We start from the raw sequence: 24,866 nt of genomic DNA, 5'->3' as shown, positions 1-24,866 counted from the left end.
ACGGTCGACTCTACCCGTCGACGTCAGCGGCCGGTGATGTGCTTCTCCAGCGCCTGCGCTTCGGCAATGCTGGACAGCCCGCTCAGCAGCATTGATTCGCCGAACGGGCCCTGCACCGTCGCCACCATCAGCACGCGGCCATCCACGCTGATGGCCGCACGCTGGCCCACCAGGGCTGCGGTGCCATCGTGGATGCGCTGGTGTGCCTCCGGTCGGTAGCGGATCTGCAGGCCCGGTTGGTTGCCGTTGTCCAGCACATAGCGCACATCGGCGATGTCCGCGCTGCCGGCAATCGGCGGTTCACGCAGGGCCAGTGCCTCGCCCTGCCACTCAACCGGCGTGCCCTTGCCCTCCGCATCGACCGCGCTCAGGCGCACGTCCACGCCGGGACGCGGTGCCTGCTGCCTGCCCACCGGCGCATCAGCAGGTGCGCCCGGCATGCAGGCGGTCAAACCCAGCGCCGCCGCCAGCAACAACGGAAGCGCGGCCCTCACGCCAGCGTCCTCAGTTTCAGTGCCACGACAATCTGCAGCAGCCCGTACAGCAGGCTGCCGATGCCCATCCAGAGGGTGGTCACCGCCACCCCGGCCAGCGGGTTGGCCGCAAACAGCAGGCCGAGCACGATCGCCAGCGCGCCACTGAGGATCAGCACCCACTCGCCCCGGATGTGCCTGCGCACGCGCACGGCGAACACGATGCGGTAGATGCCCGCCACCAGCAGCCAGGCAGCCAGCAGCAGCACCAGCACGCTGGCGGTGGCCAGCGGATTGATCACCGCCAGCGTGCCGAAGCCCAGCGAAGCCACCGCATACAACAGCAGCCAGCCCCGCGGCGCGCCGCTGCCGCCACTGATCAAGGCGATCAGGCTGATGACCCCTTCGACGATGGCCATCAGGCCCAGTGCCCAGGCCAGCGCCGTGGCTGCGGCCATCGGCCAGCCGATTGCGGTGATGCCAAAGCCCAGCGCGACCACGCCATACAGCAGCAGGATCGACCAGCTGCGGCCGATGGCCGACAACAGCGGCGACGGGGAAGATTCGGGAGACAGCATGACCACTCCTTCGATCAGGTTCCTGGCCCATCCTAGCGCCCGCCCCGTTGATGGCACCATCACGGCACCCGCGGGGCAACCGACTGGGTAGAGTCGACCGTTGGTCGACTAGCATTATCCAGATCGAAGGGCAGTCGACCAACGGTCGACTCTACCGGAACGCATCACGGCACCCGCGCGCACACCCACACGCGCACTTCGTCGCCACCGACCAGCCGCAGCGTTTCCGCCACTTCCAGCACGGTACTGCCCGTGGTCATCACATCGTCCACCAAGGTCAGGCGCGGTGGCACCGCACCGCGCACACCGAAGGCGTCGAACAGGTTGTCGCGGCGCTGCTCGGCGCTGCGCTCCGACTGCGGCGCGGTGTGCCGGCGCCGGTACAGGCCGCGCCACACCGGCTGGCGCAGCAGCCGGCACAGCTCGCCGGCCTGGTCGTAACCGCGCTGGCGCAGGCGCCGCGGATGCAACGGCACCGGTGCCAGCGGCGGGCACGCCCACGGTGGCGGATGGCGAAGCATCAACTGCGCCAGCAGTCGGCCGGCGGCCAGGTCCTGGTGGAATTTGTAGCGGACCAGCAGCTGGTCCACGGGCGGCAGGTACAGCAGGCTGGCGTGGGTCGCAGCCTGCGGCGGCGGCTCCTCGCGGCAGGTGCCGCAGACCGGCAGCGCGCTGTCCGGCAGCGGCAGTGCACAGCGCAGGCAGGCGCGGCCGGACCAGGGCATGTCGTCCAGGCAGGCGGCGCACAGATCCAGGCCATCGTGGCCGGGGTCGTCGCAGACCAGGCAGCGCAGCGGCAGCAGCACCTGCAGGGCCGCTGAAGCGGCGCGAGCCAGCGCGTTGTGGATTCCCTGTATCGGCATGCCCGCTACTGTGTGCGCTGCATTCGCCGGATGGCATCAGGGTTAAGCGCCTCGGCGGGTAGGTGCAGGCTGTCCAGCGCAGGCGGTGGCGAGGACACAGGGAATGCACATCCGCCCGCCTACGCTGTGCCCGCCACATGCCGGAGTTGCGGATCGCGTATGAACAAGCGGACCAGAATCATCATCCTTGTCCTGGTGATCGGGGCACTCGCCATGGCCGTGCCCAGCCTCATTCTGTACATGAAGTACGGCGAAACCCACGACCCGGGCCTGCAGAAAGAGGCGGACCGGATGCAGCAGGAGCAGGACAAACCCTGACGTGCCAGCATCCGCCCCCCGCGCACCCGTCGTACCGGCTTGGCTGCCGGACCATTGGAACGTGCTGCCGCGCGACTTCTATCGCCGCCACCCCACGGCGGTGGCACCCGCACTGCTGAACAAGCTGATCGTGCGCGATGACGGTCGCGCTGCGCGCATCGTGGAAGTGGAGGCGTACGCAGGCAGCGAGGACCCCGCCGCGCATTCCTACCGGGGGCAGACCGCCCGCAATGCCACCATGTTCGGCGAAGCCGGCCACCTGTATGTCTACTTCACCTACGGCATGCACTGGGGCAGCAACGCGGTCTGTGGCGAGGTTGGCGAAGGGGTGGGCGTGCTGCTGCGGGCGGCCGAACCGGTCGCCGGGGTGGGCGCCATGCAGGCGGCACGGCCTGCCGCCAGGCGCGAACGCGATCTGGCCAGCGGCCCCGGCAAGCTGTCCCAGGCGCTCGGCATCACCCGCGATCTGGATGGAGCAGATCTGGTGGCCGCTGACCGTGGCATCGTCATCGTCTGTGATGGCACGCCGCCACCGGAATCACCCGTCGTCGGGCCACGCATCGGCATCAGCCGCGCAATCGATTTCCCATGGCGATGGCATGTGCCGGACCATCCGCATGTCTCGGTGCGGCCACGCAAGCGCTAGCTCCCACCCGCCAGCAACGGAGGCAACACCTGCGCCAGCCAGTCGATGAACACCCGCAGGCGCGGCGTCACGTGCCGGTTGTTCGGGTACACCACGTGGAACGGGTACGGCGCCGGCCGCCACGGCTGCAGCACTTCCACCAGTGCCTTGCTGCGCAGCGCAGCGCCGGCCGCATAGCCGAAGGTCTGCACCAGGCCCATGCCTGCAATGGCGGCGGCGAGGTGCGCGTTGCTTTCGTTGATGCCGATGCGGTGCTCGGCCTTGATCTCAAACGCACCGTCTTCGCCGCGAAACCGGAACGGCACCGCACGGCCGTTCGACGGCAGCAGGTAGCTGACCAGCCGATGGCCGTTGCGCAGCTCTTCGGGATAGGCGGGAATGCCATGCGCCTTCAGGTAGCGTGGGCTGGCGCAGGTCACCAGGTGCGCGTCACCCAGGTGGCGGGCCACCAGCGAGGAATCATCCAGCGCACCGCCGCGGATCACGCAGTCCACGTTCTCGCTGATCAGGTTCACCGCGCGGTCTGAAACGCCCAGTTCGATGCGGATGTCCGGGTAGCGCGCCATGAAGTCAGGCAGCACGGGAATCAGCACATCGCGCGCGGTGGAGCCGCCGATGTCCACGCGCAGCAAGCCGCGGGGTGCGCCGCGTGCAGCGCTGAAGGAGGCGTCGACATCCTCCAGGTCACGCAGCAGGCGGCCGGCCTTCTCGTAGTACGCCTGGCCCTCGGCGGTCACCGCTACGCGCCGCGTGGTCCGCTGCAGCAGGCGCACCCCCAGGTGCGTTTCCAGCTCGCGCACCAGCTTGCTCAGCGAGGTGGTGGGCATGTCCAGCGAATCGGCGGCGCGGGTGAAGCTGCCGGCCTCGACGACGCGGGCGAAGGCACGGATGGCATTGAGCTGGTTCATGCGATTGATTATGCACGCACATGCATAGTCATTGTCATTGCGCATGATTTATCGCAGCAGCGCCGCTGCCCATCATTCTCCCACCCGCTGCCACCCCTCCCCGGCAGCCCTTGCAGGAGAACACCATGAGCACTGATTTCAACGGCAAGATCGCCCTCGTCACCGGCGGCACCACCGGCATCGGCCTGGCCACCGCCCAGCACCTGGCCAACCTCGGCGCCAAGGTCTTCATCACCGGCCGCCGCCAGCCTGAACTGGACGCCGCCGTGGCCGCCATCGGCACGCAGGCCACCGGCATCCGCGCCGATGCCGCGCAGCCCAGCGACCTCGATGCGGTGTACGCGCAGATCGCCCGCCAGGCCGGCCGCCTGGACATCCTGTTCGCCAATGCCGGTGGCGGCGACATGCTGCCGCTGGGCGCCATCACCGAAGAACACTTCGACCGCATCTTCGCCACCAACGTGCGCGGCGTGCTGTTCACCGTGCAGAAGGCGCTGCCGCTGCTGGTCGATGGGGCCTCGGTCATCCTCACCGGCTCGACGGTTTCGATCCAGGGCACGGCCAACTTCAGCGTGTACAGCGCCAGCAAGGCTGCGGTGCGCAACTTCGCCCGCTCGTGGGCACTGGACCTGAAGAAGCGCCGCATCCGGGTGAACGTGGTCAGCCCCGGCCCGATCCGCACCCCCGGCCTGGGCGACCTGGTGCCCGACGAAGCACGCCAGGGCCTGTTCGATCACCTTGCCGCGCAGGTGCCGCTGGCCCGCCTCGGCGAACCGCAGGAAGTGGCCAATGCCGTAGCCTTCCTGGCCTCGGATGCGGCCAGCTTCGTCAACGGCATCGAGTTCTTTGTCGATGGCGGCATGGCCCAGGTGTGATGCGTGGTGGCCCGTGCGGCCACGGATGAATCAGCGCTGCCGGCTCAGGCCGGCATGCGCTTGTTGATAAAGGATGTGCGTCAGCTCGTACTGGTTGCACCCTCGCCCCGGCAGCGCACCGTCTTCGCCGGGGACACCCATCTCGAATCCCTCTTCCACGTCTTCGTAGTAGAGCCACCCGTCAGCGAGATGGGCGACGACCCAGACCGGCTCGACCGCACCCAGGCGATGCAACGGCACCGCATGGAACGGCACGCGCAGCGCAGCGAAGGCGGCCTGCTGTTCGTGTGTGCAGCAGGCCAGCTGGGCAGCAACCAACGCATCGAGTTCGTCGCGGGTGATTGGCTGCCAGCATCCGGCGCGGGCGTCGAAGGGCTCCATCAGTACGCGTCAGTCGCAATCCTGGTAACCACCCACCACGCCACAGTGCCTGCAGCGGAACAGGTAGGCCGTCGGTGATCCGTCCTTGTCCAACGCGGCAAGGAAGTGCTGCCACTGCGGCCCGTCGTCCAGCCCGGTGCTGTCCTGGATCGCCACCACCGCATCCTTGCCGTGTGCTTCCAGTTCGGCGCGACCGGCGCGGCCGATGAACTGCGCGGCATCCCCGCAGTGCGTCCACCACTGTTCCTGCTGCCAGCCGTTGAAGCCGGGGGTGCGCTGCGCGATTTCGTCGATGATGTCCTCACCGACCTCATCCCACTCGCCACCACCGCCCACGCCTTCCTCGTCGCTGAAGGTGACACCCAGGCGCTCATGTGCCGAGCCGTCGGCAATGCACCACGGGCAGATCTGCTGCTCGTACTCCTCTTCGGCATACACCGGCCCGGCATAGACGTAACCGCGCGCCTGCCCGCAGCAGACACAGGGCGTATCGGCGGCCACCACGCTGCCGGTGGCGACGGGGTCGGGGTGATAGGTGAAGCGCGGCAGGCCCATGGCAGTTCCTTCGCTCGGCGGCCCAGTCTAGCGGCACGCCGATGCCGGAATGATGTAAACCTATTTGCATAGCTGAAAGTTGACAGTCATTGCCAACCCACCCACACTGCCGCCCTCGCTCCAACTCCCCAGGGTCCCGCCATGGCTTCTGCCATCCGCCACGACTGGCAGCACGATGAACTGCAGGCGCTGTTCGACCTGCCCCTGCCGGAGCTGCTGTTCCGCGCCGCCAGCGTGCATCGCGCGCATTTCGATCCGGCGCAGGTGCAGGTATCCACGCTGCTGTCGGTGAAGACCGGCGGCTGCCCCGAGGACTGCGCGTACTGCCCGCAGGCGCAGCGCTACAGCACCGGTGTAAGCGCGCAGAAACTGATGGACACCGACGCGGTGCTGGCCAAGGCGCGCCAGGCGAAGGCGGCCGGTGCATCGCGCTTCTGCATGGGCGCAGCGTGGCGCTCGCCCAAGGACCGCGACATCCCCAGGGTGGCCGCGATGATCGCCGGGGTGAAGGCACTCGGCCTGGAAACCTGCGCCACGCTCGGCATGCTCACGGGCGAGCAGGCACGCGCATTGAAGGATGCCGGGCTGGACTACTACAACCACAATCTGGACACCGCACCGGATTACTACGATTCGATCATCCACACCCGCCAGTACCAGGACCGCCTGGACACGCTCGGCCACGTGCGCGATGCCGGGTTGAAAACCTGCTGCGGCGGCATCGTCGGCATGGGCGAAACGCGCGCACACCGCATCGGCCTGCTGCTGGCGCTGGCCACGCTGCCGGCGCATCCCGATTCGGTACCGATCAACAAGCTGGTGCAGGTGGCCGGTACCCCGCTGCATGGCAGCGCGGAACTGGACCCGTTCGAGTTCGTGCGCATGATCGCGGTGGCGCGCATTGCGATGCCACGCTCGATGGTGCGGCTGTCGGCGGGTCGCGAGGCGATGAGCGACGAGCTGCAGGCGCTGTGTTTCCTGGCCGGTGCCAACTCGATCTTCTACGGCGAAAAACTGCTGACCACCGGCAACCCGGAAAGCGAGCGCGACCTTGCCCTGTTCGCGCGCCTGGGCCTGCAGCCGATGCCGGTGCAGGTGGATGCCGACGGCCACGACCACGGCGGCACCGTGCATGCCGATATCAGCGCCGATGGCCCCGGTTGTGGCTGCGCCCACGCCGCGTGACACGCCGCGTGATTGGGGCGTCGAGCAGGCGTGGCGGCAACGCGCTACCCTAGCCGCCCCGTCGTCGCCTGAAGCCAGCATGGCCCGCCCCGACCTGACCGCCCGCCTCCAAGCCCAGCGCGCGTTGCGCGATGCACAAGGCCGTCGCCGCCCGCGGCGCACGGTCACCCGTCGTGATGGCGTGCGCCTGGAAATCGACGGGCGCTGGCTGACCGGATTCTGCAGCAACGACTACCTGGGCCTGGCCCAGCAGTTCAGCGTGGTCAACGCGCTGCAGGACGCCGCCGCGCGCGATGGCACCGGCGCCGGTGCCTCGCACCTGGTCTGCGGCCATCACGCACTGCACGACGCACTGGAACGCGAAGTGGCCGACTGGCTGGGCTACCCGCGCGCCCTGCTGTTCGGCAGTGGCTTCGCCGCCAACCTGGCGGTGCAGCAGGCGCTGCTGAGCGAAGAGACCGACGTCTGCGTGCAGGACAAGCTCAACCACGCCAGCCTTCTGGATGCCACGCGCCTGGCCGGTGCGCGCCTGCGCCGCTACCCGCACCTGGACCCGGAAGGCGCGATGCGCCAGCTCAAGCACGCACCCGAGGGTGCGGCGATGCTGGCCACCGACGGTGTCTTCAGCATGGACGGCGATGTTGCACCGCTGCGTGCCTTGTCGCTGGTCGCGCGCCTGCAGCAGGCGCTGTTCTACGTGGACGACGCGCATGGCGTGGGCGTGCTCGGCGATGGCCGTGGTGCCGTCGCGACCGCCGGCCTGGGCGTGGACGACGTGCCGCTGCAGCTGGTCACCCTGGGCAAGGCGCTGGGCAGCGCCGGTGCGCTGGTGCTCGGCCGCGAAGACCTGGTCGAGCACCTGGCCGAAACCGCACGTCCCTACATCTACACCACGGCCCTGCCGCCGGCCCTGGCAGCCTCGGCACTGGAAGCGGTGCGGCTGGCCCGCCGTGACCATTGGCGCCGCGCCAAGCTGGCCGACCTGATCGCTCAGTTCCGCGGCGAAGCGCGCCGCCACGGGCTCGACCTGATGGCCTCGGAAACCCCGATCCAGCCGCTGCTGTGTGGCGATGACCACACCGCCGTGGCGATGTCGCAGGCGCTGGAACAGGCCGGCTGGCTGGTCGGTGCCATCCGCCCGCCGACGGTGCCCGAAGGCAAGGCGCGGCTGCGCGTCACCCTGTCGGCGCTGCATACGCCCGAACAGGTGCGCGAGCTGGTCGAAGCGATCGCCGTGGCGCGCGATCGCGTCGCCTCGGCGCCGCACGAACTGTTGCCGCCTGCGCTGCCGGCGCTGGCCTGACACGCGCCCGTCGTACCCCATGCATATCGACGTCACCGGCCACGGGCCGGACCTGGTTCTGATCCATGGCTGGGCCCTGCAGGGCGGCGTGTTCGCGCCACTGGTGCAGCGCCTGGCCGACCGTTTCACCCTGCACGTGGTCGATCTGCCCGGCCATGGCCACAGCCGCGACGACAGCACCCCGCTGCGCCTGCCGCACGTGGTCAACGCCATTGCCGCCGCCACGCCACCGGCGGTGTGGTGCGGCTGGTCGCTGGGCGGGCTGTTCGCGCTGCACGCGGCGGCCACCCTGCCGAAGGTGCGCGGGCTGGCGATGATTGCCGCCACGCCGCGCTTCGTGCGTGGCGAAGACTGGCCGCATGCGGTGGAACCGGCCGTGTTCGAGCAGTTCGGCCGCGACCTGGCCACGGACTTCGGCGGCACGCTGGAACGCTTCCTGGCGCTGGACGTGATGGGCTCGGCGCACGCCCGCGAGGAGCTGCGCACCCTGCGCCAGCGCCTGGTCGAGCGCGGCGCCCCCAGCGAGCGTGCCCTGCTGGAAGGCCTGCGCCTGCTGGAAGGCACCGACCTGCGCGGCGCCCTGCCGGCGCTGGGCAAGCCCAGCCTGTGGATTGCCGGCCAGCGCGACCGTCTGGTGTCCCCCGCCGCGATGCAGGCCGCCGCCGCACTGGCGCCGGGCGCGCAGGCACTCACCGTGGCCCACGGTGGCCATGCGCCCTTCCTCGGCCACGCCGACGAGGTGGCCGCCGCCCTGCAACACTTCGTTGCCGGCCTGTCACCGGCCGATGGCGGACAATGAGCGCCTTCCGAACTCCGCAGGGTTGACGCATGGATCTGGGTATTTCCGGCCGCTGGGCACTGGTCTGTGGCGCAAGCAAGGGCCTGGGCCTGGGCTGCGCACGCGCCCTCGTGGCTGAAGGCGTGAACGTGGTGATCGTGGCCCGTGGCGAAACCGCCCTGCAGGCTGCCGCTGAGGAACTGCGTGCCCTGCCCGGTGCCGCCGAAGTGCGTACGGTCGCCGCCGATGTCACCACCGAAGCCGGCCGCACGCAGGCGCTGGCCGCCTGCCCGCAGGTCGACATCCTGGTGACCAATGCCGGTGGCCCGCCGCCGGGCGATTTCCGCACGTTCGAGCGCGACGACTGGATCGCCGCGCTGGATGCCAACATGCTGGCGCCGATCGCGCTGATCCGCGCCACGGTGGACGCGATGATCGCGCGCGGCTTCGGCCGCATCGTCAACATCACCTCGTCCTCGGTGAAGGCACCGATCGACACGCTGGCGCTGTCCAACGGCGCGCGCAGCGGCCTCACCGGCTTCGTCGCCGGCCTGGCGCGGCGCACCGTCGGCCACAACGTCACGATCAACAACCTGCTGCCCGGCCAGTTCGACACCGACCGCCTGCGCGCCAACTTCGCCCATGCCGCGGGTGGGGATGGCGATGTGCAGGCCGTGGCCGACCGGCGCCGCCAGCAGATCCCCGCCGGCCGCTTCGGCACGCCGGACGAATTCGGCGCCGCCTGCGCCTTCCTGTGCAGCGCACAGGCCGGTTACCTCACCGGGCAGAACCTGCTGATCGACGGCGGCGCCTACCCCGGTACGTTCTAAGAGACTTCCGCAATGCCGTCCCACTTCGATGCCCGCCACGTCCGCCGCGCGTTCGCCCGCGCCGCCAACAGCTACGACGCCGCCGCTGCCCTGCAGCGCGAGGTGCAGTCGCGGCTGATCGAATCGCTGGACTACCTGGAATCACGCAAGCCCGAGGTGGTGCTGGACATCGGCGCCGGCACCGGCCACGCCAGCGCGCTGATGAAAAAGCGCTGGCCGAAGGCGCAGGTGATCGCGATGGACGTGGCCCTGCCGATGTTGGACCAGGCCAAGCGCCAGGCCGGCTGGTGGAAGCCGTTCCAGCGCCTGTGCGGCGATGCGGCCGCGTTGCCGCTGGCCGACAACAGCGTCGATGTGATCTTCAGCAACCTGTGCCTGCAGTGGCTGGACGACCTGCCGGCGGTCTTCGCCGGTTTCCGTCGCGTGCTCAAGCCCGGCGGCCTGCTGCTGTGCTCCACCTTCGGCCCGGAAACGCTGGTGGAACTCAACGAGGCGTTCGCCGCCGCCGATGACCGCCCGCACGTCAGCCGGTTCGCGCAGATCGCCCAGTTCGGCGATGCGCTGATGATGGCCGGCTTCCGCGACCCGGTGCTGGACCGTGACCTGTTCACCCTGACCTACGACGACCTGCCGGCGCTGATGCGCGAGCTGCGTGCGATGGGCGCGACCAATGCGCGGGTGGACCGCCGCCACACGTTGACCGGGCGCGGCCGTTTTGCCGCCGCTGCAGCAGCGTACGAACCCATGCGGCGTGCCGACGGCAAGCTGCCCAGCAGCTGGGAAGTGATCTATGCCCACGCCTGGGCGCCGGACCCGGGCGCGCCGATCCGCGAAGGCGGGCATGACATCGCCTCGGTGCCGGTGTCGGCCATCCCGATCCGCCGCAAGCAGCCCTGATCAAAAGCCGCCGGGCATGGCCCGGCGCTACCAGGTGCGCGATGTGAGCCGCGACCGGCGCGCGATATGGGTAGCGCTGGGCCATGCCCGGCGAGCGCAGCGGCAGCCGCTCAGGTATTGGCCGTCGAACTCAACGGCGGGCGCACCAGGTCGCGGTGGAAGAAATAGATTTCCTGCACCAGGAAACGCCAGCTGGTGTGGAAGCTGCGGAAGCGCGTGCTCGGCGTGGACGAGGCCAGCGCATCGATGCCCAGCGCCTGGCTCAGGCGCAGCGCGCGGGCCATGTGCAGCGGGTCGCTGACGATGATGACCGTGTGCAGCTTGCGCTGCTCCATCAGCCGCTTGGCTTCCACCAGGTTCTGCACGGTGTTGCGCGAGGCGGTCTCGATCAGGATGGCGTCATCGGGCACCCCGTGCTTCAGCGCATAGCGCCGTGCCACCTGCGATTCGGAAAAGCGCGCGCCCGTGCCGCCGTAGCCACCGGTAAAGATCAGCAACGGCGCATAGCCAGCCTGGTACAGGTCCAGGCCATGGCGGATGCGCTCTTCGAACACCGGTGAAGGCTTGGCATCGTAGGCCGCTGCACCCAGCACGATGATCGCGTCGGCCTTGGCGGCCTGGTCACGCTCACCCACCCAGACGATCCAGGCGGTCACGCCCAGCAGCCACACCAGCACCAGCACGAACAGGCGCCACAGCCAGCCCAGCAGGCCGGTGCGCGGTCGATGACGGCCGCGGCTCACGCCGCCTCCCAGCGCAGCGCTGGCAGATCGACGTTGCCGCCGGACAGCACCAGGCCCACGCGCTGGCCGGCAAACCGCGCCGGCTGGGCCAGCACCGCCGCCAGCACGATGGCCGAGGACGGTTCCACCACCTGCTTCAGCACCTCCCACAGCAGGCGCATCGCCGCACGGGTGGCGTCATCGTCGACCACGATCACCTCGGCACCGGCCGCCTGCAGCAGCTGGAAGTTCGGCGCGCCGATCAGGGTGCGCAGGCCATCGCAGAAGGTGTCGGGGGTGAAATCGGTCATCCGCTGGCCGGCAGCCAGCGAACGCGCCGTGTCGTCAGCGCCGGCCGGTTCGGCCAGCACCAGGCGGGTCTGCGGGCTGGCGTGCTGCAGGGCCAGGGCAGTGCCGCTGGCCAGGCCACCGCCGCCCACCGGCACCACCAGCACGTCGAACGGGCCGTCGCTGTGCAGCAGCTCCAGTGCCGCGGTGCCCTGCCCGGCCATCACCGCCGGGTTGGCATAGGGATGGACCAGGGTCGCGCCGGTATCGGCCTGCACCCGGGCACAGGTGGCCTCACGGTCGGCGATGGTCGGCGGGCAGCGCCACAACGTGGCGCCATGGCGGGCGATGTTGGCCAGCTTGGCGGCCACGGCCCCTTCGGGCACCACCACATGGCACGGGATGCCGCGGGTGCGGGCCGCCAGGGCCAGCGCCGCGCCATGGTTGCCGGAGGAATGGGTGACCACGCCCGCCGAGGCGCGCTCGGCGTCCAGCGACCACACCGCGTTGCAGGCCCCGCGGAACTTGAACGCGCCGCCCCGCTGCAGGTGCTCGGCCTTGAACGCCAGTTGTGCCCCGGCCAGCGCATCCAGCGTGTGCGAGCGCAGGACCGGGGTGACGTGGGCATGCGGCGCGATCCGCGCGGCGGCGGCCAGGACATCTTCGGCGCGGGGCAACAATGGATCGCTCATGACGCAAGATTAACGTATGCCCCGACGCTGGCGGCCACGCACCTTGCCGTGCCAGCATGCTGGCCTTCACCGCCATTCATCCTGGGCCGACACAGTTAAGGGGCGATTCAATGCCCACGCACGAAGCTGGCCCTACACCCGTCCTTGGGGGGACCCACATGAAAACGCGCCTGTTGCTTGCCGGTGGCCTGTTGCTGGCCCTCACCGGCTGTTCCACCTACGACTATGTCGGCGGTGGCGGCGGTGGCAGTTACTACCACGGTGCCCCGTCGACGGAGTACCGCTATCCGTATGGCTACCCGTCCACCTATGGCTACCCGTATTACGGTGGCTACGGCGGTGGTGGCTACGGCTATGGCTACTACGGCAACCCCTATTACTCGCGCCCGATCTACCGGCCGCCGCACCACAACCACCGCCCGCCGCCGCGCCCGGGCAACGGTGGCGAGAACCGTCCGCCGCCGCCGCCGCGCCAGAACAATGGTGGTTCGCCTTGGCGCAACATGGACTCGATGCGTCGCCCGCCGCAGGCTGGCAGGCCGGCCCAGGCGCGTCCGTCCGCGCCGCCGCAGGCTCGTCCGTCTGCACCGCCGCAGTCACGTCCGGCACCGGCACCGCGTGCGCCGAGGTCGAACGGTTCGCCGTGGCGAAACATGGAACGATGAACGGTTCCCCGTAGCGAAACATGAATCGTGCGACGCAGCGCACAGTTGGGCCCTGAAACATCTTGCATTTCATCCGGTTCAGGCCGCAATCTACGCCGGTGGTGACGGCCCGCGTCACAAAGTGACGAAAGTGTTAAGGGCCGGTCCCAAACAGCTCTACGTCGATATCCGACAGGAACATCTGGATCCCCCCTGTTCCGGCCCTGTCGGATGTCGGCACCTCTGAAAGCAGACGGCCCCGCAATGCGGGGCCGTTTGTTTTTGGCGTCGGTAGATCCACGCCATGCGTGGATGGGCCCTCCCGGCAAGCCGCCCGCCCTGGTAGATCCACGCCATGCGTGGATGGGCTCTTCCGGCAAACCGCCAAAAAAACAGGGCCGGACAGTCCCCCGACTGCCGGCCCCCCGCTTCCCCACCGTGCGCCTGTACCGGCCCCTGTTCCAATTCCGGTCAACGGCGCCTACGGCGCCAGCCACGATGGGTGCTATTGGGTTATCTGCAAAAATCCTGCCAACTTTAGGGCGGATTTCATCCCGCACCCGATCCGGGCCCGTCGCCCCCCTCCGAATGGCGCTAAAATCGCCACCCCGGCGCCGCCCCCGGCCGCGCCCGTCCCTTGCTGACCTGCCCCCATGACCCAGTCCTTCCATCGTTACGACGTCATCGTCATCGGCGGTGGCCACGCCGGCACCGAGGCCGCGCTGGCCGCGGCCCGCACCGGCGTGCGCACCCTGCTGCTGACCCACAACATCGAAACCGTGGGCGCGATGAGCTGCAACCCGGCCATCGGCGGCATCGGCAAGGGCCACCTGGTCAAGGAAATCGACGCCCTGGGCGGCGCGATGGCGCATGCCGCCGACCGGGCCGGCATCCAGTGGCGCACGCTCAACGCCTCCAAGGGCCCGGCCGTGCGCGCCACCCGCTGCCAGGCCGACCGCAACCTGTACCGCATGGCGATCCGCGCCATCGTCGAAGGCCAGGCCAACCTGACCGTGTTCCAGGCCGCCGTCGATGACCTGGTCATCGAAGGCGACGCCGTGCGCGGAGTCATCACGCAGACCGGCCTGCGCTTCGATGCCGACGCCGTGGTGCTGACCGCCGGCACCTTCCTGGCCGGCAAGATCCACGTCGGGCCGACCCAGTACGCCGCGGGCCGCATGGGCGACCCGCCTGCCACCACGCTGGCCGCGCGCCTGCGCGAGCGCCCGTTCCAGGTCGACCGCCTGAAGACCGGCACGCCGCCGCGCATCGACGGCCGCTCGCTGGATTACAGCGTGATGGACGAGCAGCCCGGCGACACGCCGCGCCCGGTGATGTCCTTCCTCGGCTCGGTGGACGAGCATCCGCAGCAGGTCAGCTGCTGGATCACCCACACCACCGAACAGACCCACCAGATCATCCGCGACGCCCTGCACCGCTCGCCGCTGTACAGCGGGCAGATCGAGGGCATCGGCCCGCGCTACTGCCCGTCCATCGAGGACAAGGTGGTGCGCTTCGCCGAGAAGGCCAGCCACCAGATCTTCGTCGAGCCCGAGGGCCTGGGCATCGTCGAGATCTATCCCAACGGCATCTCCACCTCGCTGCCGTTCGACGTGCAGCTGGAGATGGTGCGCAGCATCCGTGGTTTCCAGAACGCGCACATCACCCGCCCCGGCTATGCCATCGAGTACGACTTCTTCGACCCGCGCGGCCTGAAGTCATCGCTGGAAACCAAGCTGGTCAACGGCCTGTTCTTCGCCGGCCAGATCAACGGCACCACCGGCTATGAAGAAGCCGCCGCACAGGGCCTGCTGGCCGGCCTCAACGCCGCCCGCCAGGTACGCGGGCTGGACGGCTGGTGCCCGCGCCGCGACGAAGCGTATCTGGGCGTGCTGGTCGATGACCTGATCACCCACGGCACCAATGAGCCGTACCGCATGTTCACCAGCCGCGCCGAGTACCGCCTGCAGCTGCGCGAGGACAACGCCGACCAGCGCCTGACCCCGGCCGGCCGCGCGATGGGCCTGGTGGATGATCGCCGCTGGAGCGCCTTCGAAACCAAGCAGGCCGCCGTGGCCGCCGAGCGCGCACGACTGGGTGCGCTGTGGGCGACGCCGGCCAATGCGCTGGGCCGCGAAGTGCAGGAAACGCTGGGCGTGGCGGTCAGCCGCGAAACCAACGTGCTGGACCTGATCAAGCGCCCGGAGCTGGATTACGCGCAGCTGATGCAGGTACCGTCGCTGGGCCCGGCCGTGGCCGATGGCAAGGTGGCCGAGCAGGTCGAGATCGGCGTGAAGTACGCCGGCTACCTGGACCGCCAGCGCGACGAGATCGAACGCCAGCAGCGCCACGAAGCCACGCCGATCGCCGAAGGCTTCGACTACGCCAGCGTGCGTGGGTTGTCGGCCGAAGTGCTGCAGAAGCTGGAACGCGTGCGCCCGCAGACCATCGGCCAGGCACAGCGCATCCCCGGCATGACCCCGGCAGCGATCTCGCTGCTGCTGGTGCACCTGGAACGCGCCCGTCGCGGCCGCGTCGCGTAACGCGCATCTGCGGTAGCGCCGGGCCATGCCCGGCGAGCGCAGCGGCACGCGAACATCCGCCGGGCATGGCCCGGCGCTACCGATGGATTGGCCGCGTATCATCGTCGCAATCGCCCCACCTGGAGACACCGATGAACCCCCTGCGCCCTTTCCGCGACAAGATGCCCGTCCTCGGCGAGCGCGTGTACGTCGACCCGGCCTGCACCCTCATCGGTGACGTGGAACTGGCCGACGATGTCTCCATCTGGCCGGGCACCGTCATCCGCGGCGACGTCAATTTCGTCCGCATCGGCGCGCGCACCAACGTGCAGGACGGCACCATCATCCACGTCAGCCACCACAGCCCGTACAACAAGGCCGGCTACCCGACCCTGATCGGCGAAGGCGTGACCGTCGGCCACGGCTGCATCATCCACGCCTGCACCATCGGCGATTACAGCCTCATCGGCATGGGCGCGTGCATCCTCGACGGCGCACGTGTCGAGCGCCATGCCTTCGTCGGCGCCGGTGCGGTGGTCGGCCCGGGCAAGGTGGTCGGCGAGGGCGAGCTGTGGGTGGGCAACCCGGCGCGTCCGGCACGCACGCTCAGCGACAAGGAAATCGAGTCGCTGCATTACTCGGCCGACCATTACGTGCGGTTGAAGGACGAATACCTGGGCTGAGGCGCTTCGCCGGCCACGGCGCTCTGCTAAAGTCGGGGCCCGACCAGGAACCGTCGAGACCCCCATGCCTGTGGCAGCACGCCGGAGAGGACTCCAGCGCCCACATCCGCGGCCATCGCACTGATGGCCGCGCCCATGCTCGATACCTACCGCGAGGTGGTAACGCCGGAAGGCGTGCCGCTGCAGTTGCCCACCGCCGGGCCGATGCCGCGTGCGCTGGCCTGGCTGGTCGACCTGGGCATCCGCTTCGGCGCGCTGGTGGTGCTGTCCATTCCGCTGGCCCTGCTCGATGAATTCGGCCGTGGCATCTACATGGCCGCGATGTTCCTGCTGATGTGGGCCTACCCCATCGTCTGCGAGGCGCTGTGGGGCCGCACCCTGGGCAAGCGCGCGCTCGGCCTGCGCGTGCTGTCGCGCGATGGCGCACCGGTGGGCTGGATGGCCTCGATCACCCGCAACCTGCTGCGCACCGTGGACATGCTGCCGTTCGGTTATGCCCTGGGCCTGCTCAGCAGCCTGTTCGATCCTTACGGGCGCCGCCTCGGCGACCTGGTGGCCGGCACCGTGGTGGTGCACGAGCCGATGCGCTACCTGCAGCCGCCGGCCACCATCGACAGCGTGCTGGTACCGCCGCAGCCCCTGCGCCCGCAGGAACAGGCCGCCGTGATGGCCTTTGCCGAGCGCGCGCCGCGCCTGTCGCCGGGCCGCCAGCAGGAACTGGCGGGCATCGCCGAGCCGCTGACCGGCGCGTCCGGCCAGGTGGGCGTGCTGCGCCTGTATGCGATGGCCAACTGGCTGCTGGGCCGCCGATGAAGCAGGAACAGTTCGTCGCCCGCCACCAGCAGGAATGGCAGCAACTGGAGCAGTGGCTGCAGCAGCGCGCGGGCGCCTCGCGCCGCAAGCGGCGCAGGCCCGACGCCGGTGATCCCGGTGATGTTGCCTTCCCCCAACGCTACCGGCGCCTGTGCCAGCAGCTGGCGCTGGCCCGCGAGCGCGGCTACAGCCCGCAGCTGGTGCAGCGCCTGCAGCAGTTGATGCAGCAGGGCCACAGCGTGCTGTACCGCACGCCGCCGGTGCGCTGGCGGCGGGCGCTGGAATTCCTGGTGGCCGACTTCCCGATGCTGGTGCGCAGCCAGGCACGCAGCATGTGGGTGGCGCTGGCGATGTTCGCGGTGCCGGCGCTGGCCTGCTTCGTGGTGGTGCAGCTGTACCCGGACAGCGTGCACCTGCTGATGGACAACAGCCAGATCGCCGAGATGGAACGCATGTACGACCCCGCGGCCGACCGCCTGGGGCGTGACAGCGGCACCGACTGGATGATGTTCGGCTACTACATCATGAACAACATCAGCATCGCCCTGCGCACCTTCGCCAGCGGCCTGCTGGCCGGGCTGGGCACGCTGCTGGTGCTGCTGTTCAACGGCGTCATCATGGGCGCGGTGGCGGGCCACCTGCAGCAGATCGGCCACGGCGATCCGTTCTGGCGCTTCGTGGTCGGCCATGCCGCCTTCGAGCTGACCGCCATCGTCATCGCTGGCGGCGCCGGCCTGCAGCTGGGCATGAAACTGCTCGCGCCCGGCCGCCGCCGCCGCATCGACGCGCTGGTGGAAGGCGGCCGCATCGGTGCCCGCCTGTGCCTGGGCGTGGCCTTCATGCTGCTGCTGGCGGCCTTCGTGGAGGCATTCTGGTCGTCGATCGCCCAGATCCCGGCGTGGGCCAAGTACAGCGTGGCCGGCGTGCTGTGGACCGGTGTGCTGCTGTGGCTGTGGCGTGGCGGTCGCGGGGGTGAACGTGCGGATTGACCACCTGGACGTGGCCCTGCGCGCGCGCAGCAGCTGGGAAGCCATGGAACTGGGCACGGCCCTGACCCGCCGCCATGCGCGCGCGGTGTGGGGCAGCTGGCTGCTGGCCAGTGCGCCGCTGTTCGTGCTGTTCAACGCGCTGGCCTGGTGGCTGGACGGCTTCGCCTGGGCATCGCTGGCGATGTGGTGGTGCAAGCCGGTGTTCGAGCGCGCGCCGCTGTACGTGCTGTCGCGTGGCATCTTCGGCGAGCAGGTGGGCGCCCGCGCGGCATTGGCCGCGCAACGGCACTGGGGCGGCACCGGGTTCTGGGGCTACCTGGGCTGGCGCCGTTTCAGCCTGCTGCGCAGCCTGTGCCTGCCGGTCAACCTGCTGGAGGGCAACGCCCCGGCGCAGCGCGGGCCGCGACGGCGCGCGGTGGCGGCCGGTGCCGCCGGTCCGGCCATCATCCTCGCGCTGGTCTGCGTGGCCTTCGAGATGGTGCTGGTGCTCGGCGCGATCGCTGCGGTCTTCATGTTCATCCCGCTGGAACTGCTGCCCGATTCGTGGCGCGCCGCCTGGGCGATGCTGAGCGTTGAAACCCCGCCGTGGGCCGATCTGCTGCTGAACCTGCTGGGCTGGCTCAGCGCCGCACTGATCGGCCCGTTCTACGTCGGCGCCGGCTTCGGCCTGTACCTCAACCGGCGCACGCAGATGGAAGCGTGGGACGTGGAGATCGCGCTGCGCCGGCTGCGCGAGCGGCTGCTGCCGGCGGCATCCACGCTGGCCCTGCTGCTGTGCCTGGCGCTGCCGCTGGCCCCGGCGCATGCGCAGGATGCCGCCAATGATCCTGCCAACACCGCCGCCGGCGTCTTCGGCGAGGAACCGGTCGACACGGCCGGCTTCCGCCAGGCGGTGAACCGTGCCTACGAGGATCCGCTGCAGCGCCCACTGCGCCAGGTGACCGAGTGGAAGCCGATCGAGGACGCCGAAAAAAAGAAAGACGCCAAAAAGAACAACAGCAAGGATGACGCCGCCAGCAGCGGAGCGGGCGAACGCAAGCGCACGCTGAAACTGCTGGCACGCGTGGCCGAATGGGGCCTGTGGGGCCTGCTTGGCCTGGTGGTGCTGGTGCTGCTGCTGACCGCGCGCCTGTGGTGGCCGTGGCTGCGCGGCGCCGGCCGGCGCAAGGCGAAGGACGCACCGCGCGTGCAGGAAGAAGCCGTGGACGTGCCGGTGGTGCTGCCGCCGGATGTGGCCACCCAGGCCGGCCTGCTGTGGGACCAGGGACGCCCGCGCCAGGCGCTGGCCCTGCTGTACCGCGCCAGCGTGCGCACCCTGGTCGAGCGCACCGGCAACGCCCTGCCCCCCGGCGCCACCGAAGCGCAGTGCCTGCGCGCCTCGCGGCGGATGCCGCAGCCGGCGGACCGCGACCTGTTCGCGCGCATCGTGCGCACGTGGCAGTACGCCGCGTATGGCGGCCGCCTGCCCACGCGCGATGAATTCGATGGACTGGCCGCGACCCTGCGCCAGCAGTTCGGGTGGAAGGCATGAGCCCGCGCGTTTTCTGGGCCCTGCTGCTCGGCCTGCTGGTGCTGCTGGGCGTGCCGTTGGCCATCCTGTTCCTGCGCACGCACGAGAAGGTGACCGAAACCGTGGTGCTGCCGCCACGCGGCGAAGCCAGCTACAACCCGCTGTACGTGCTGGGCCAGGCGCTGCGCGCCGATGGCATCGAGGTGCAGTCGCGGGAACGCCTGCAGCTGGCAAAGATGCCCCTGGGCAACACCGACACCGTGGTGCTGCTGCAGGACACCCGCGAAATGCCGCCGGGCACCGCGCAGGCGCTGCTGGACTGGGTCGGGCGGGGCGGCCACCTGCTGCTGCGCACGCAGCCGCCGGGCGAGGACAAGCCCAGCACCACCCAGGGCCCGCTGCTGGATCGCATCGGCGTGGAAAGCCTGTTCCATGGCAACGACTGCCAGCCCTTCCATGTGGTGGATGATCCCAGCCACGTGGAATTCTGCGGGGGCCGCCGCTTCAGCCTCGGCTTCCAGGCCAGCGCCGCGGCCGAGCGCCGCTGGGGCAATGAAGAAGGCCTCGCCTTCGCCCGCCTGCGCCATGGCCAAGGCCGCATCGATGTGCTGGCCGACATGGATTTCATGCTGGGCGCGGGCACCAATACGCTGCCGCGCAAGGGCGCGACGGCCAAGGACACGCCGCAGCGCGACGGCCTGCACGATCTGTCCCACCGCGACCTGACCCGCTACCTGCTGGACCCCAACTACGGGCGCGGCACAGTGTGGCTGGTCTACGGCAGCCGCCCGCCGACGCTGTTGGCGCGCATCGTACTGCAGGGGTGGCCGGTGTGGATTCCGCTGCTGCTGGCCCTGCTGGGCTGGCTGTGGGCGCGCGCGCAGCGCCTGGGCAGCGTGCTGCCCTCGCCCGTGGTCGAGCGCCGCTCGCTGCTGGAACACGTGCGTGCCAGCGGCGAGCTGCTGATGCGCTTCGGCCATGGCACCCAGCTGTACCACGCGGTGCAGGCGCTGTTCCTGCATCGCCTGCGCCTGCGCGCGCCGGTGGCGGCCGCGCTGGATGGCGCTGCCCGCGACCAGGCCATCGCCGAGGTACTGCAGTGGCCGGCCAGCCGCGTAGCCACCGCCCTCACCACTCCTTCGCCGCACGATTCCTCCGCCCTGCGCGAGCGCATCCGCTTGCTGCTCCAGATGAGATCCCTGCTATGACCGATGCCCCTGAGCTTCCGGCGGCCGCTGCCGCCCGCCTGATCGAACGCGTCGACGCCATCCGCGATGCCGTCGGCCGCGCCTTCATCGGCCAGGCTGACGTGCTCGACCAGATCATGGTGGCGCTGCTGGCCGGTGGCCACGTACTCATCGAAGGCGTGCCCGGGCTGGGCAAGACCCTGCTGGTGCGTGCGCTGGCGCAGGCCATGGAACTGGACTACGGGCGCGTGCAGTTCACCCCCGACCTGATGCCCAGCGATGTCAGCGGCCACGCGGTGTACGACCCCAAGAGCGAGAGCTTCAAGATCCGCCGCGGCCCGGTGTTCACCAACCTCCTGCTGGCCGACGAGATCAACCGCGCCCCGGCCAAGACCCAGTCGGCGCTGCTGGAAGTGATGCAGGAAGGCCAGGTGACCATCGAAGGCAAGGCCTTCACGCTGGCGCCGCCGTTCATGGCCCTGGCCACGCAGAACCCGCTGGAACAGGAAGGCACCTACCCGCTGCCGGAAGCGCAGCTGGACCGCTTCCTGCTGAAGGTGCTGATCGACTACCCGCAGCTGGACGATGAGAAGCGCATGGTCACGGCCATCACGCTGGGCCGCGCCGCCAGCGATTTCGACCTCAGCCAGGTGCCGCGCGTGCTCGGCGCCGGCGAACTGCTGGCCCTGCAGCAGGCTACTGCCGCCATCACCGTCGATGACGAAGTGATCGACTATGCGGTGCGGATCGTGGCCGCCACCCGTTCCTGGCCGGGCATCGCCGTCGGCGCCGGCCCGCGTGGCAGCATCGCGCTGGTGCGTGCGTCGCGTGCGCAGGCGGTGCTGGCCGGTCGTGATTTCGTCACCCCCGACGACGTGCGCGACATCGCACGGCCGGCGCTGCGCCACCGCATCGCACTGGCGCCGGAACTGCAGATCGAAGGCCAGGGCCCGGACGACGTGCTGGGTGCCCTGCTGGCCAAGGTGGAAGCGCCGCGCCGATGAGGCCTGCGCCGCTGCTGCTGGTACTGCTGGCCGCCTGGGCCACGCTGGGCGGCCTGGTGCTGGGCGGGCTGCTGCCGCGCTGGAGCTGGGCCGTGGGCGGTGCCGTGGTGGCCGCGCTGGCGCTGGCCGACCTGTGGCGGCAGTGGCGGCGTGCCTCGCCACAGGTGCAGCGCCAGGTACCCGAAGCGCTGGCACTGGGCGTACGCCGCGAGATCGGCCTGCGCCTGTTCGCCGAGCAGCCGATGCGGGTGGACGTGTTTGATCGCGTGCCCGGTGGCTGGCCGCTGGAAGCGCTGCCGCAGCGCCTGCAGCTGCGCGCCGGCCACGCCAGCACCCTGCACTACCAGGTGCAGCCGCAACAGCGCGGGCGCTTCCAGTTTGATGGCGTGGACGTACGCATCCGCTCGCCGTGGCGGTTGTGGTGGCAGCAGCGCACGCTGCCGCCGGCACTGGAGGTACGGGTCTATCCCAACTTCGTGCCGCTCACCCGCTTTGCCCTGTTCAGTGCCGACCAGGCGTCGCGGCTGGTGGGTGCACACGTGAAGCGGCGCCGCGGCGAAGGCACCGATTTCCACCAGATGCGCGAGTACCGCATCGGTGACAGCCTGCGCCAGCTCGACTGGAAGGCCACCGCCCGCGCGCGCAAGCTGATCTCGCGCGAGTACCAGGACGAAAAGAACCAGCAGCTGCTGCTGATGCTCGACAGCGGCCGGCGCATGCTGGCCAGCGAAGGCGGTCTTTCGCACTTCGACCATGCCTTGAACGCGTCGCTGGTGGTGGCCTACCTGGCGTTGCGCCAGGGCGATGCCGCCGGCCTGTTCGCGGTGGGCGGTGAACGCCGCTGGGTGGCGCCACAGCGTGGCATGGGCACGGTGGAACACCTGCTGCGCGCCAGCTACGACCTGCAGCCGCAGGCCGTGGCCACCGATTACCTGGCCGCCGCCACCGAAGTCTCGCTGCGCCAGCGCCGTCGCGCGCTGGTGATGCTGGTCAGCAACGTGCGCGACGAAGACATCGAAGACCTGCTGGCCGCAGTGCGCCTGCTGCAGCGCCGCCACCTGGTGTGCGTGGCCAGCCTGCGCGAACGCGAACTGGACACCGCACTGGATGGCGAGGTGCACACGCTGGAAGACGCCGCCCAGGCCGGTGCTGCCGCGCTGTACCTGCAGCAGCGCGCGAAGGCGCATGAAGCCCTGCGCAGCGAGAAGGTGATGGTGCTGGACGTAACCGCCGACGCCCTGCCCGCCGCGCTGGTGGAACGGTATCTGGCAGTGAAGCGCGGAGGCCTGCTCTGACCGGTAGCGCCGGGCCGGAGCCGAGCATGGGCTCGGCTCTACAGACAGCCGGATTCCCGTAGAGCCGAGCCCATGCTCGGCTGCAGTGTCAGCGTTCGCCCAGCAAACGCCGCTGCAACCGCTCCACCGCGCGCTGCAGCAGCACCCGGTTGCGGGCCAGTTTCATCCACTGCGGCAGGCGCGAGAACATCGAGCGATGATGCCCGCTGCCTTCGCGCAGCGTGGCCGTGGCGTAGTCGTGCAGCGCCTGCAGGTGCTCGGCGTTGTACGCCCACAGCAGACCGGCAGCGGTCTTCTCCACCAACCGCAGCGGCAGGCCGAAATCGGGGTCGATGGCTTCGTTGCCACGCCGCCGCGACAGGGTCACGTCCACCTCACTGCTGCGGCCGCACTGGCTGCAATCCGCCGACAGCGTCCGCAGCGGCGCCGTCGCGCGTGCACGGTGCACTTCAGCGCTTACCCACTTGTGGCCGCAGTAGCCACAGGGCCGGTAGCCGCTGTAGCGCACCGGCCCCACCCAGGCACTGGGCCTGCAGCGACCGCAGCCGCAACCGCCGTCCAGTGCTTCGCTGCACCCCAGGCAACGGAAGCGCCGCGAGTCGGTGGGTCCGGTCACCCAGCCGGGCGTATCACAGCGGTGGCAGCGCACCGCCACCCGGTCGGCATAGCGCCACAGGGCATGGCCATCATCCCGATGGCGACCCGGCGGCGCTGTAACCCGCGGGGTGCGGTCGCGCCGCACCGCCATCAGACGTAGATCCGCGTCGGCGCCTCGTCCACGATCGCGTGCGGCACGAAGCGCGCACTGTCGCGGGTGATCGCGCTGTCGTCCTCGCGGATGCCGATGCCGCAGGCGTGGTCACCGATCACCCAGCTGCCGACCAGCGGATAACCACCCTCGAAGCGGGTCAGCGGGTGCGCGCGCTGGATGATCGCCGGGCCTTCGTACGGGCCGTCGCTGCGCTGCGTGCTGCCATCGGCCAGGTGCATCTCGATGTTGGCACCTTCGCGCGAGAACAACGGCTTGCGCACCCAGCCCGAGGCCAGCGCGCTGCCGTCATCGAAGTGCGCTTCCAGCAGGTTCGGGTGGCCCACGTTGCGCTGCCACAGCAGCGGCAGGATGCCCTTGTTGCTCAGCACCGCCTTCCACGCCGGTTCCAGCAGCTGGATGCCCGAGCCGGGCAGCGCGCGGCCGAATTCCTCGGCCATCAGGTCTTCCAGCGGGTACAGCTTGAACAGCGTGCCGATCACCGTGTCGTCCAGCGCGGTGAAGCGGCCATCCTCGGACAGGCCGATATCCTCGATGGCGATTGCCTGGCCCTGCAGGCCGGCCTGGGCCGCGCAGTCACGCAGGTAATCGACCGTGCCACGGTCCTCGTCCGAACTGCCCACAGCGCTGAAATACAGCGGCGGCGGCAGGCGCACGGCCAGTTCGCCGAAGCGCTCGACCAGGGCCTCGTGCATGCCGTTGAACTGGTCGGCGTGCTGCGGCAGGCGGCCGGCATTGCGCTGGTCCTCCAGCCACTGCCACTGGAAGAAGCTGGCCTCGAACAGCGAGGTCGGCGTGTCGTAGTTCAGTTCGTACAGCTTGGCCGGGCCGGTGCCGTCATAGGCCAGGTCCAGGCGCCCGTACAGGTGCGGCTGGCGCTGGCGCCAGCTCTCGGCGATCCAGTCGCGGTACTGCGCGGGAATCGCCAGCTGGTCCATCAGGCGCTCGCTGGCGATGACATCGCCCACCAGGTCCAGCGCCATCTGGTGCAGCTCGGCGCTGGGGTCTTCGATGTCCACCTCGATCTGGCGCAGGGTGAAGGCGTAATACGCGCTTTCATCCCAGTACGGCTGGCCATCGATGGTATGGAAGCGGAAACCGGCTTCCTCCGCGCGCGCCCGCCACTGGGCGCGCTCGGCAATGCGAATTCGCTGCATG

The 24,866-nt window shown here is 69.8% G+C and carries 27 protein-coding genes; 17 read left to right on the top strand and 10 right to left on the bottom strand.

All coding sequences use genetic code 11. The features are described from left to right. Positions 1-23 precede the first annotated feature (23 nt). The 3 genes from AC3WL7_RS04215 to AC3WL7_RS04205 all read right to left on the bottom strand — a co-directional run bounded on the left by AC3WL7_RS04215 (position 24) and on the right by AC3WL7_RS04205 (position 1,914). On the bottom strand, positions 24-494 hold the full coding sequence (locus AC3WL7_RS04215; protein WP_079224064.1) for a SecDF P1 head subdomain-containing protein: 471 nt from the start codon (positions 492-494) through the stop codon (positions 24-26). Next, positions 491-1,051 carry an HdeD family acid-resistance protein gene (locus tag AC3WL7_RS04210; RefSeq protein WP_079224066.1) on the bottom strand — a complete coding sequence of 187 codons (561 nt, stop codon included), beginning with the start codon at positions 1,049-1,051 and terminating at the stop codon, positions 491-493. The genes AC3WL7_RS04215 and AC3WL7_RS04210 overlap by 4 nt, the downstream gene beginning before the upstream one ends. Positions 1,052-1,215: 164 nt before the next feature. Then, positions 1,216-1,914 (bottom strand): ComFC family protein, encoded by a 699-nt coding sequence (locus tag AC3WL7_RS04205; protein ID WP_492749456.1) that lies wholly within the window; start codon positions 1,912-1,914, stop codon positions 1,216-1,218. A 159-nt stretch (positions 1,915-2,073) separates the two neighbouring features. On the opposite strand from AC3WL7_RS04205, the gene AC3WL7_RS04200 reads away from it, so the two are divergent. Further along, positions 2,074-2,232 (top strand): hypothetical protein, encoded by a 159-nt coding sequence (locus AC3WL7_RS04200; RefSeq protein ID WP_159095080.1) that lies wholly within the window; start codon positions 2,074-2,076, stop codon positions 2,230-2,232. Positions 2,233-2,293: 61 nt separating this feature from the next. Continuing rightward, complete coding sequence (locus AC3WL7_RS04195) at positions 2,294-2,878, top strand: DNA-3-methyladenine glycosylase (RefSeq protein ID WP_492749455.1); 585 nt, start codon at positions 2,294-2,296, stop codon at positions 2,876-2,878. Here AC3WL7_RS04195 and AC3WL7_RS04190 read toward each other — a convergent pair. Then, complete coding sequence (locus tag AC3WL7_RS04190) at positions 2,875-3,786, bottom strand: LysR family transcriptional regulator (protein ID WP_492749453.1); 912 nt, start codon at positions 3,784-3,786, stop codon at positions 2,875-2,877. The genes AC3WL7_RS04195 and AC3WL7_RS04190 overlap by 4 nt on opposite strands. A 125-nt stretch (positions 3,787-3,911) precedes the next feature. Between AC3WL7_RS04190 and AC3WL7_RS04185 the strand changes: the two genes are divergently transcribed. Continuing rightward, on the top strand, positions 3,912-4,661 hold the full coding sequence (locus tag AC3WL7_RS04185) for an SDR family NAD(P)-dependent oxidoreductase (RefSeq protein WP_492749452.1): 750 nt from the start codon (positions 3,912-3,914) through the stop codon (positions 4,659-4,661). Between the two features lie 30 nt (positions 4,662-4,691). Here the strand turns inward: AC3WL7_RS04185 and AC3WL7_RS04180 are convergent, their stop codons facing one another. Both AC3WL7_RS04180 and AC3WL7_RS04175 read right to left on the bottom strand, forming a co-directional pair. Next, on the bottom strand, positions 4,692-5,042 hold the full coding sequence (locus AC3WL7_RS04180; RefSeq protein ID WP_492749451.1) for a hypothetical protein: 351 nt from the start codon (positions 5,040-5,042) through the stop codon (positions 4,692-4,694). A 9-nt stretch (positions 5,043-5,051) separates the two neighbouring features. Beyond that, positions 5,052-5,597: a CbrC family protein gene (locus AC3WL7_RS04175; protein ID WP_492749450.1), complete on the bottom strand. Its 546-nt coding sequence runs from the start codon at positions 5,595-5,597 to the stop codon at positions 5,052-5,054. Positions 5,598-5,738: 141 nt separating this feature from the next. Between AC3WL7_RS04175 and bioB the strand changes: the two genes are divergently transcribed. The 5 genes from bioB (at position 5,739) to bioC (ending at position 10,590) form a co-directional block, all read left to right on the top strand. Next, positions 5,739-6,782, top strand: a complete 1,044-nt coding sequence (gene bioB, locus AC3WL7_RS04170) for a biotin synthase BioB (protein WP_492749449.1) — start codon at positions 5,739-5,741, stop codon at positions 6,780-6,782. 79 nt (positions 6,783-6,861) lie between these two features. Next, positions 6,862-8,085 (top strand): 8-amino-7-oxononanoate synthase, encoded by a 1,224-nt coding sequence (gene bioF, locus AC3WL7_RS04165; RefSeq protein WP_492749448.1) that lies wholly within the window; start codon positions 6,862-6,864, stop codon positions 8,083-8,085. Between the two features lie 19 nt (positions 8,086-8,104). Further along, positions 8,105-8,884, top strand: coding sequence for a pimeloyl-ACP methyl ester esterase BioH (gene bioH / locus AC3WL7_RS04160; RefSeq protein ID WP_492749446.1), 780 nt, complete (start codon positions 8,105-8,107; stop codon positions 8,882-8,884). A 29-nt stretch (positions 8,885-8,913) separates the two neighbouring features. Continuing rightward, positions 8,914-9,693 (top strand): SDR family oxidoreductase, encoded by a 780-nt coding sequence (locus AC3WL7_RS04155; RefSeq protein WP_108747619.1) that lies wholly within the window; start codon positions 8,914-8,916, stop codon positions 9,691-9,693. Positions 9,694-9,705: 12 nt separating this feature from the next. Next, positions 9,706-10,590 (top strand): malonyl-ACP O-methyltransferase BioC, encoded by an 885-nt coding sequence (gene bioC, locus AC3WL7_RS04150; protein ID WP_079224084.1) that lies wholly within the window; start codon positions 9,706-9,708, stop codon positions 10,588-10,590. A 110-nt stretch (positions 10,591-10,700) separates the two neighbouring features. Here bioC and AC3WL7_RS04145 read toward each other — a convergent pair whose 3' ends face one another. Continuing rightward, positions 10,701-11,345, bottom strand: a complete 645-nt coding sequence (locus AC3WL7_RS04145; RefSeq protein WP_174208739.1) for a YdcF family protein — start codon at positions 11,343-11,345, stop codon at positions 10,701-10,703. After that, complete coding sequence (locus tag AC3WL7_RS04140) at positions 11,330-12,292, bottom strand: pyridoxal-phosphate dependent enzyme (protein ID WP_492749445.1); 963 nt, start codon at positions 12,290-12,292, stop codon at positions 11,330-11,332. The genes AC3WL7_RS04145 and AC3WL7_RS04140 overlap by 16 nt, the downstream gene beginning before the upstream one ends. A gap of 158 nt (positions 12,293-12,450) precedes the next feature. On the opposite strand from AC3WL7_RS04140, the gene AC3WL7_RS04135 reads away from it, so the two are divergent. The 9 genes from AC3WL7_RS04135 to AC3WL7_RS04095 all read left to right on the top strand — a co-directional run bounded on the left by AC3WL7_RS04135 (position 12,451) and on the right by AC3WL7_RS04095 (position 22,939). After that, complete coding sequence (locus AC3WL7_RS04135) at positions 12,451-12,957, top strand: hypothetical protein (RefSeq protein ID WP_079224088.1); 507 nt, start codon at positions 12,451-12,453, stop codon at positions 12,955-12,957. 632 nt (positions 12,958-13,589) lie between these two features. Next, positions 13,590-15,479 carry a tRNA uridine-5-carboxymethylaminomethyl(34) synthesis enzyme MnmG gene (mnmG, locus tag AC3WL7_RS04130; RefSeq protein ID WP_492749443.1) on the top strand — a complete coding sequence of 630 codons (1,890 nt, stop codon included), beginning with the start codon at positions 13,590-13,592 and terminating at the stop codon, positions 15,477-15,479. 131 nt (positions 15,480-15,610) lie between these two features. Beyond that, on the top strand, positions 15,611-16,141 hold the full coding sequence (locus AC3WL7_RS04125) for a gamma carbonic anhydrase family protein (protein WP_079224098.1): 531 nt from the start codon (positions 15,611-15,613) through the stop codon (positions 16,139-16,141). Between the two features lie 123 nt (positions 16,142-16,264). Continuing rightward, on the top strand, positions 16,265-16,954 hold the full coding sequence (locus tag AC3WL7_RS04120; protein WP_108747625.1) for an RDD family protein: 690 nt from the start codon (positions 16,265-16,267) through the stop codon (positions 16,952-16,954). After that, the gene (locus AC3WL7_RS04115; protein WP_492749442.1) at positions 16,951-17,943 is read left to right on the top strand and encodes a stage II sporulation protein M; all 993 of its coding nucleotides are present in this window, start codon (positions 16,951-16,953) and stop codon (positions 17,941-17,943) included. The genes AC3WL7_RS04120 and AC3WL7_RS04115 overlap by 4 nt, the downstream gene beginning before the upstream one ends. Then, the gene (locus AC3WL7_RS04110) at positions 17,933-19,474 is read left to right on the top strand and encodes a DUF4129 domain-containing protein (RefSeq protein WP_492749483.1); all 1,542 of its coding nucleotides are present in this window, start codon (positions 17,933-17,935) and stop codon (positions 19,472-19,474) included. The genes AC3WL7_RS04115 and AC3WL7_RS04110 overlap by 11 nt, the downstream gene beginning before the upstream one ends. Further along, positions 19,471-20,661: a DUF4350 domain-containing protein gene (locus AC3WL7_RS04105; RefSeq protein WP_492749441.1), complete on the top strand. Its 1,191-nt coding sequence runs from the start codon at positions 19,471-19,473 to the stop codon at positions 20,659-20,661. Before AC3WL7_RS04110 ends, AC3WL7_RS04105 begins: the two co-directional genes overlap by 4 nt. After that, positions 20,658-21,644 (top strand): AAA family ATPase, encoded by a 987-nt coding sequence (locus AC3WL7_RS04100; RefSeq protein ID WP_079224102.1) that lies wholly within the window; start codon positions 20,658-20,660, stop codon positions 21,642-21,644. Before AC3WL7_RS04105 ends, AC3WL7_RS04100 begins: the two co-directional genes overlap by 4 nt. Then, a complete protein-coding gene (locus AC3WL7_RS04095; RefSeq protein ID WP_492749439.1) occupies positions 21,641-22,939 on the top strand; it encodes a DUF58 domain-containing protein in 1,299 nt (432 codons plus the stop codon). Before AC3WL7_RS04100 ends, AC3WL7_RS04095 begins: the two co-directional genes overlap by 4 nt. 88 nt (positions 22,940-23,027) lie before the next feature. Here the strand turns inward: AC3WL7_RS04095 and AC3WL7_RS04090 are convergent, their stop codons facing one another. Then, a complete protein-coding gene (locus AC3WL7_RS04090) occupies positions 23,028-23,687 on the bottom strand; it encodes a hypothetical protein (RefSeq protein ID WP_492749438.1) in 660 nt (219 codons plus the stop codon). After that, positions 23,687-24,865, bottom strand: coding sequence for a glutathionylspermidine synthase family protein (locus AC3WL7_RS04085; protein ID WP_492749437.1), 1,179 nt, complete (start codon positions 24,863-24,865; stop codon positions 23,687-23,689). The genes AC3WL7_RS04090 and AC3WL7_RS04085 overlap by 1 nt, the downstream gene beginning before the upstream one ends. Position 24,866: the final 1 nt, after the last annotated feature.

It is taken from the genome of Stenotrophomonas sp. FW305-3-2-15-E-LB1 (assembly GCF_058787375.1).
The sequence above is the reverse complement of the archived record's forward strand: the minus strand, read 5'-3'. Positions and strand labels throughout refer to the sequence as shown.

Bases quoted from the DNA above. Each gene is read 5' to 3' on its own strand.
- AC3WL7_RS04210 (WP_079224066.1), bottom strand. From the start codon at position 1,051: ATGCTGTCTCCCGAATCTTCCCCGTCGCCGCTGTTGTCGGCCATCGGC.
- AC3WL7_RS04205 (WP_492749456.1), bottom strand. From the start codon at position 1,914: ATGCCGATACAGGGAATCCACAACGCGCTGGCTCGCGCCGCTTCAGCG.
- AC3WL7_RS04200 (WP_159095080.1), top strand. From the start codon at position 2,074: ATGAACAAGCGGACCAGAATCATCATCCTTGTCCTGGTGATCGGGGCA.
- AC3WL7_RS04190 (WP_492749453.1), bottom strand. From the start codon at position 3,786: ATGAACCAGCTCAATGCCATCCGTGCCTTCGCCCGCGTCGTCGAGGCC.
- AC3WL7_RS04185 (WP_492749452.1), top strand. From the start codon at position 3,912: ATGAGCACTGATTTCAACGGCAAGATCGCCCTCGTCACCGGCGGCACC.
- AC3WL7_RS04180 (WP_492749451.1), bottom strand. From the start codon at position 5,042: ATGGAGCCCTTCGACGCCCGCGCCGGATGCTGGCAGCCAATCACCCGC.
- AC3WL7_RS04175 (WP_492749450.1), bottom strand. From the start codon at position 5,597: ATGGGCCTGCCGCGCTTCACCTATCACCCCGACCCCGTCGCCACCGGC.
- bioB (WP_492749449.1), top strand. From the start codon at position 5,739: ATGGCTTCTGCCATCCGCCACGACTGGCAGCACGATGAACTGCAGGCG.
- bioF (WP_492749448.1), top strand. From the start codon at position 6,862: ATGGCCCGCCCCGACCTGACCGCCCGCCTCCAAGCCCAGCGCGCGTTG.
- bioH (WP_492749446.1), top strand. From the start codon at position 8,105: ATGCATATCGACGTCACCGGCCACGGGCCGGACCTGGTTCTGATCCAT.
- AC3WL7_RS04155 (WP_108747619.1), top strand. From the start codon at position 8,914: ATGGATCTGGGTATTTCCGGCCGCTGGGCACTGGTCTGTGGCGCAAGC.
- bioC (WP_079224084.1), top strand. From the start codon at position 9,706: ATGCCGTCCCACTTCGATGCCCGCCACGTCCGCCGCGCGTTCGCCCGC.
- AC3WL7_RS04140 (WP_492749445.1), bottom strand. From the start codon at position 12,292: ATGAGCGATCCATTGTTGCCCCGCGCCGAAGATGTCCTGGCCGCCGCC.
- AC3WL7_RS04135 (WP_079224088.1), top strand. From the start codon at position 12,451: ATGAAAACGCGCCTGTTGCTTGCCGGTGGCCTGTTGCTGGCCCTCACC.
- mnmG (WP_492749443.1), top strand. From the start codon at position 13,590: ATGACCCAGTCCTTCCATCGTTACGACGTCATCGTCATCGGCGGTGGC.
- AC3WL7_RS04125 (WP_079224098.1), top strand. From the start codon at position 15,611: ATGAACCCCCTGCGCCCTTTCCGCGACAAGATGCCCGTCCTCGGCGAG.
- AC3WL7_RS04120 (WP_108747625.1), top strand. From the start codon at position 16,265: ATGGCCGCGCCCATGCTCGATACCTACCGCGAGGTGGTAACGCCGGAA.
- AC3WL7_RS04115 (WP_492749442.1), top strand. From the start codon at position 16,951: ATGAAGCAGGAACAGTTCGTCGCCCGCCACCAGCAGGAATGGCAGCAA.
- AC3WL7_RS04105 (WP_492749441.1), top strand. From the start codon at position 19,471: ATGAGCCCGCGCGTTTTCTGGGCCCTGCTGCTCGGCCTGCTGGTGCTG.
- AC3WL7_RS04100 (WP_079224102.1), top strand. From the start codon at position 20,658: ATGACCGATGCCCCTGAGCTTCCGGCGGCCGCTGCCGCCCGCCTGATC.
- AC3WL7_RS04095 (WP_492749439.1), top strand. From the start codon at position 21,641: ATGAGGCCTGCGCCGCTGCTGCTGGTACTGCTGGCCGCCTGGGCCACG.
- AC3WL7_RS04090 (WP_492749438.1), bottom strand. From the start codon at position 23,687: ATGGCGGTGCGGCGCGACCGCACCCCGCGGGTTACAGCGCCGCCGGGT.
- AC3WL7_RS04085 (WP_492749437.1), bottom strand. From the start codon at position 24,865: ATGCAGCGAATTCGCATTGCCGAGCGCGCCCAGTGGCGGGCGCGCGCG.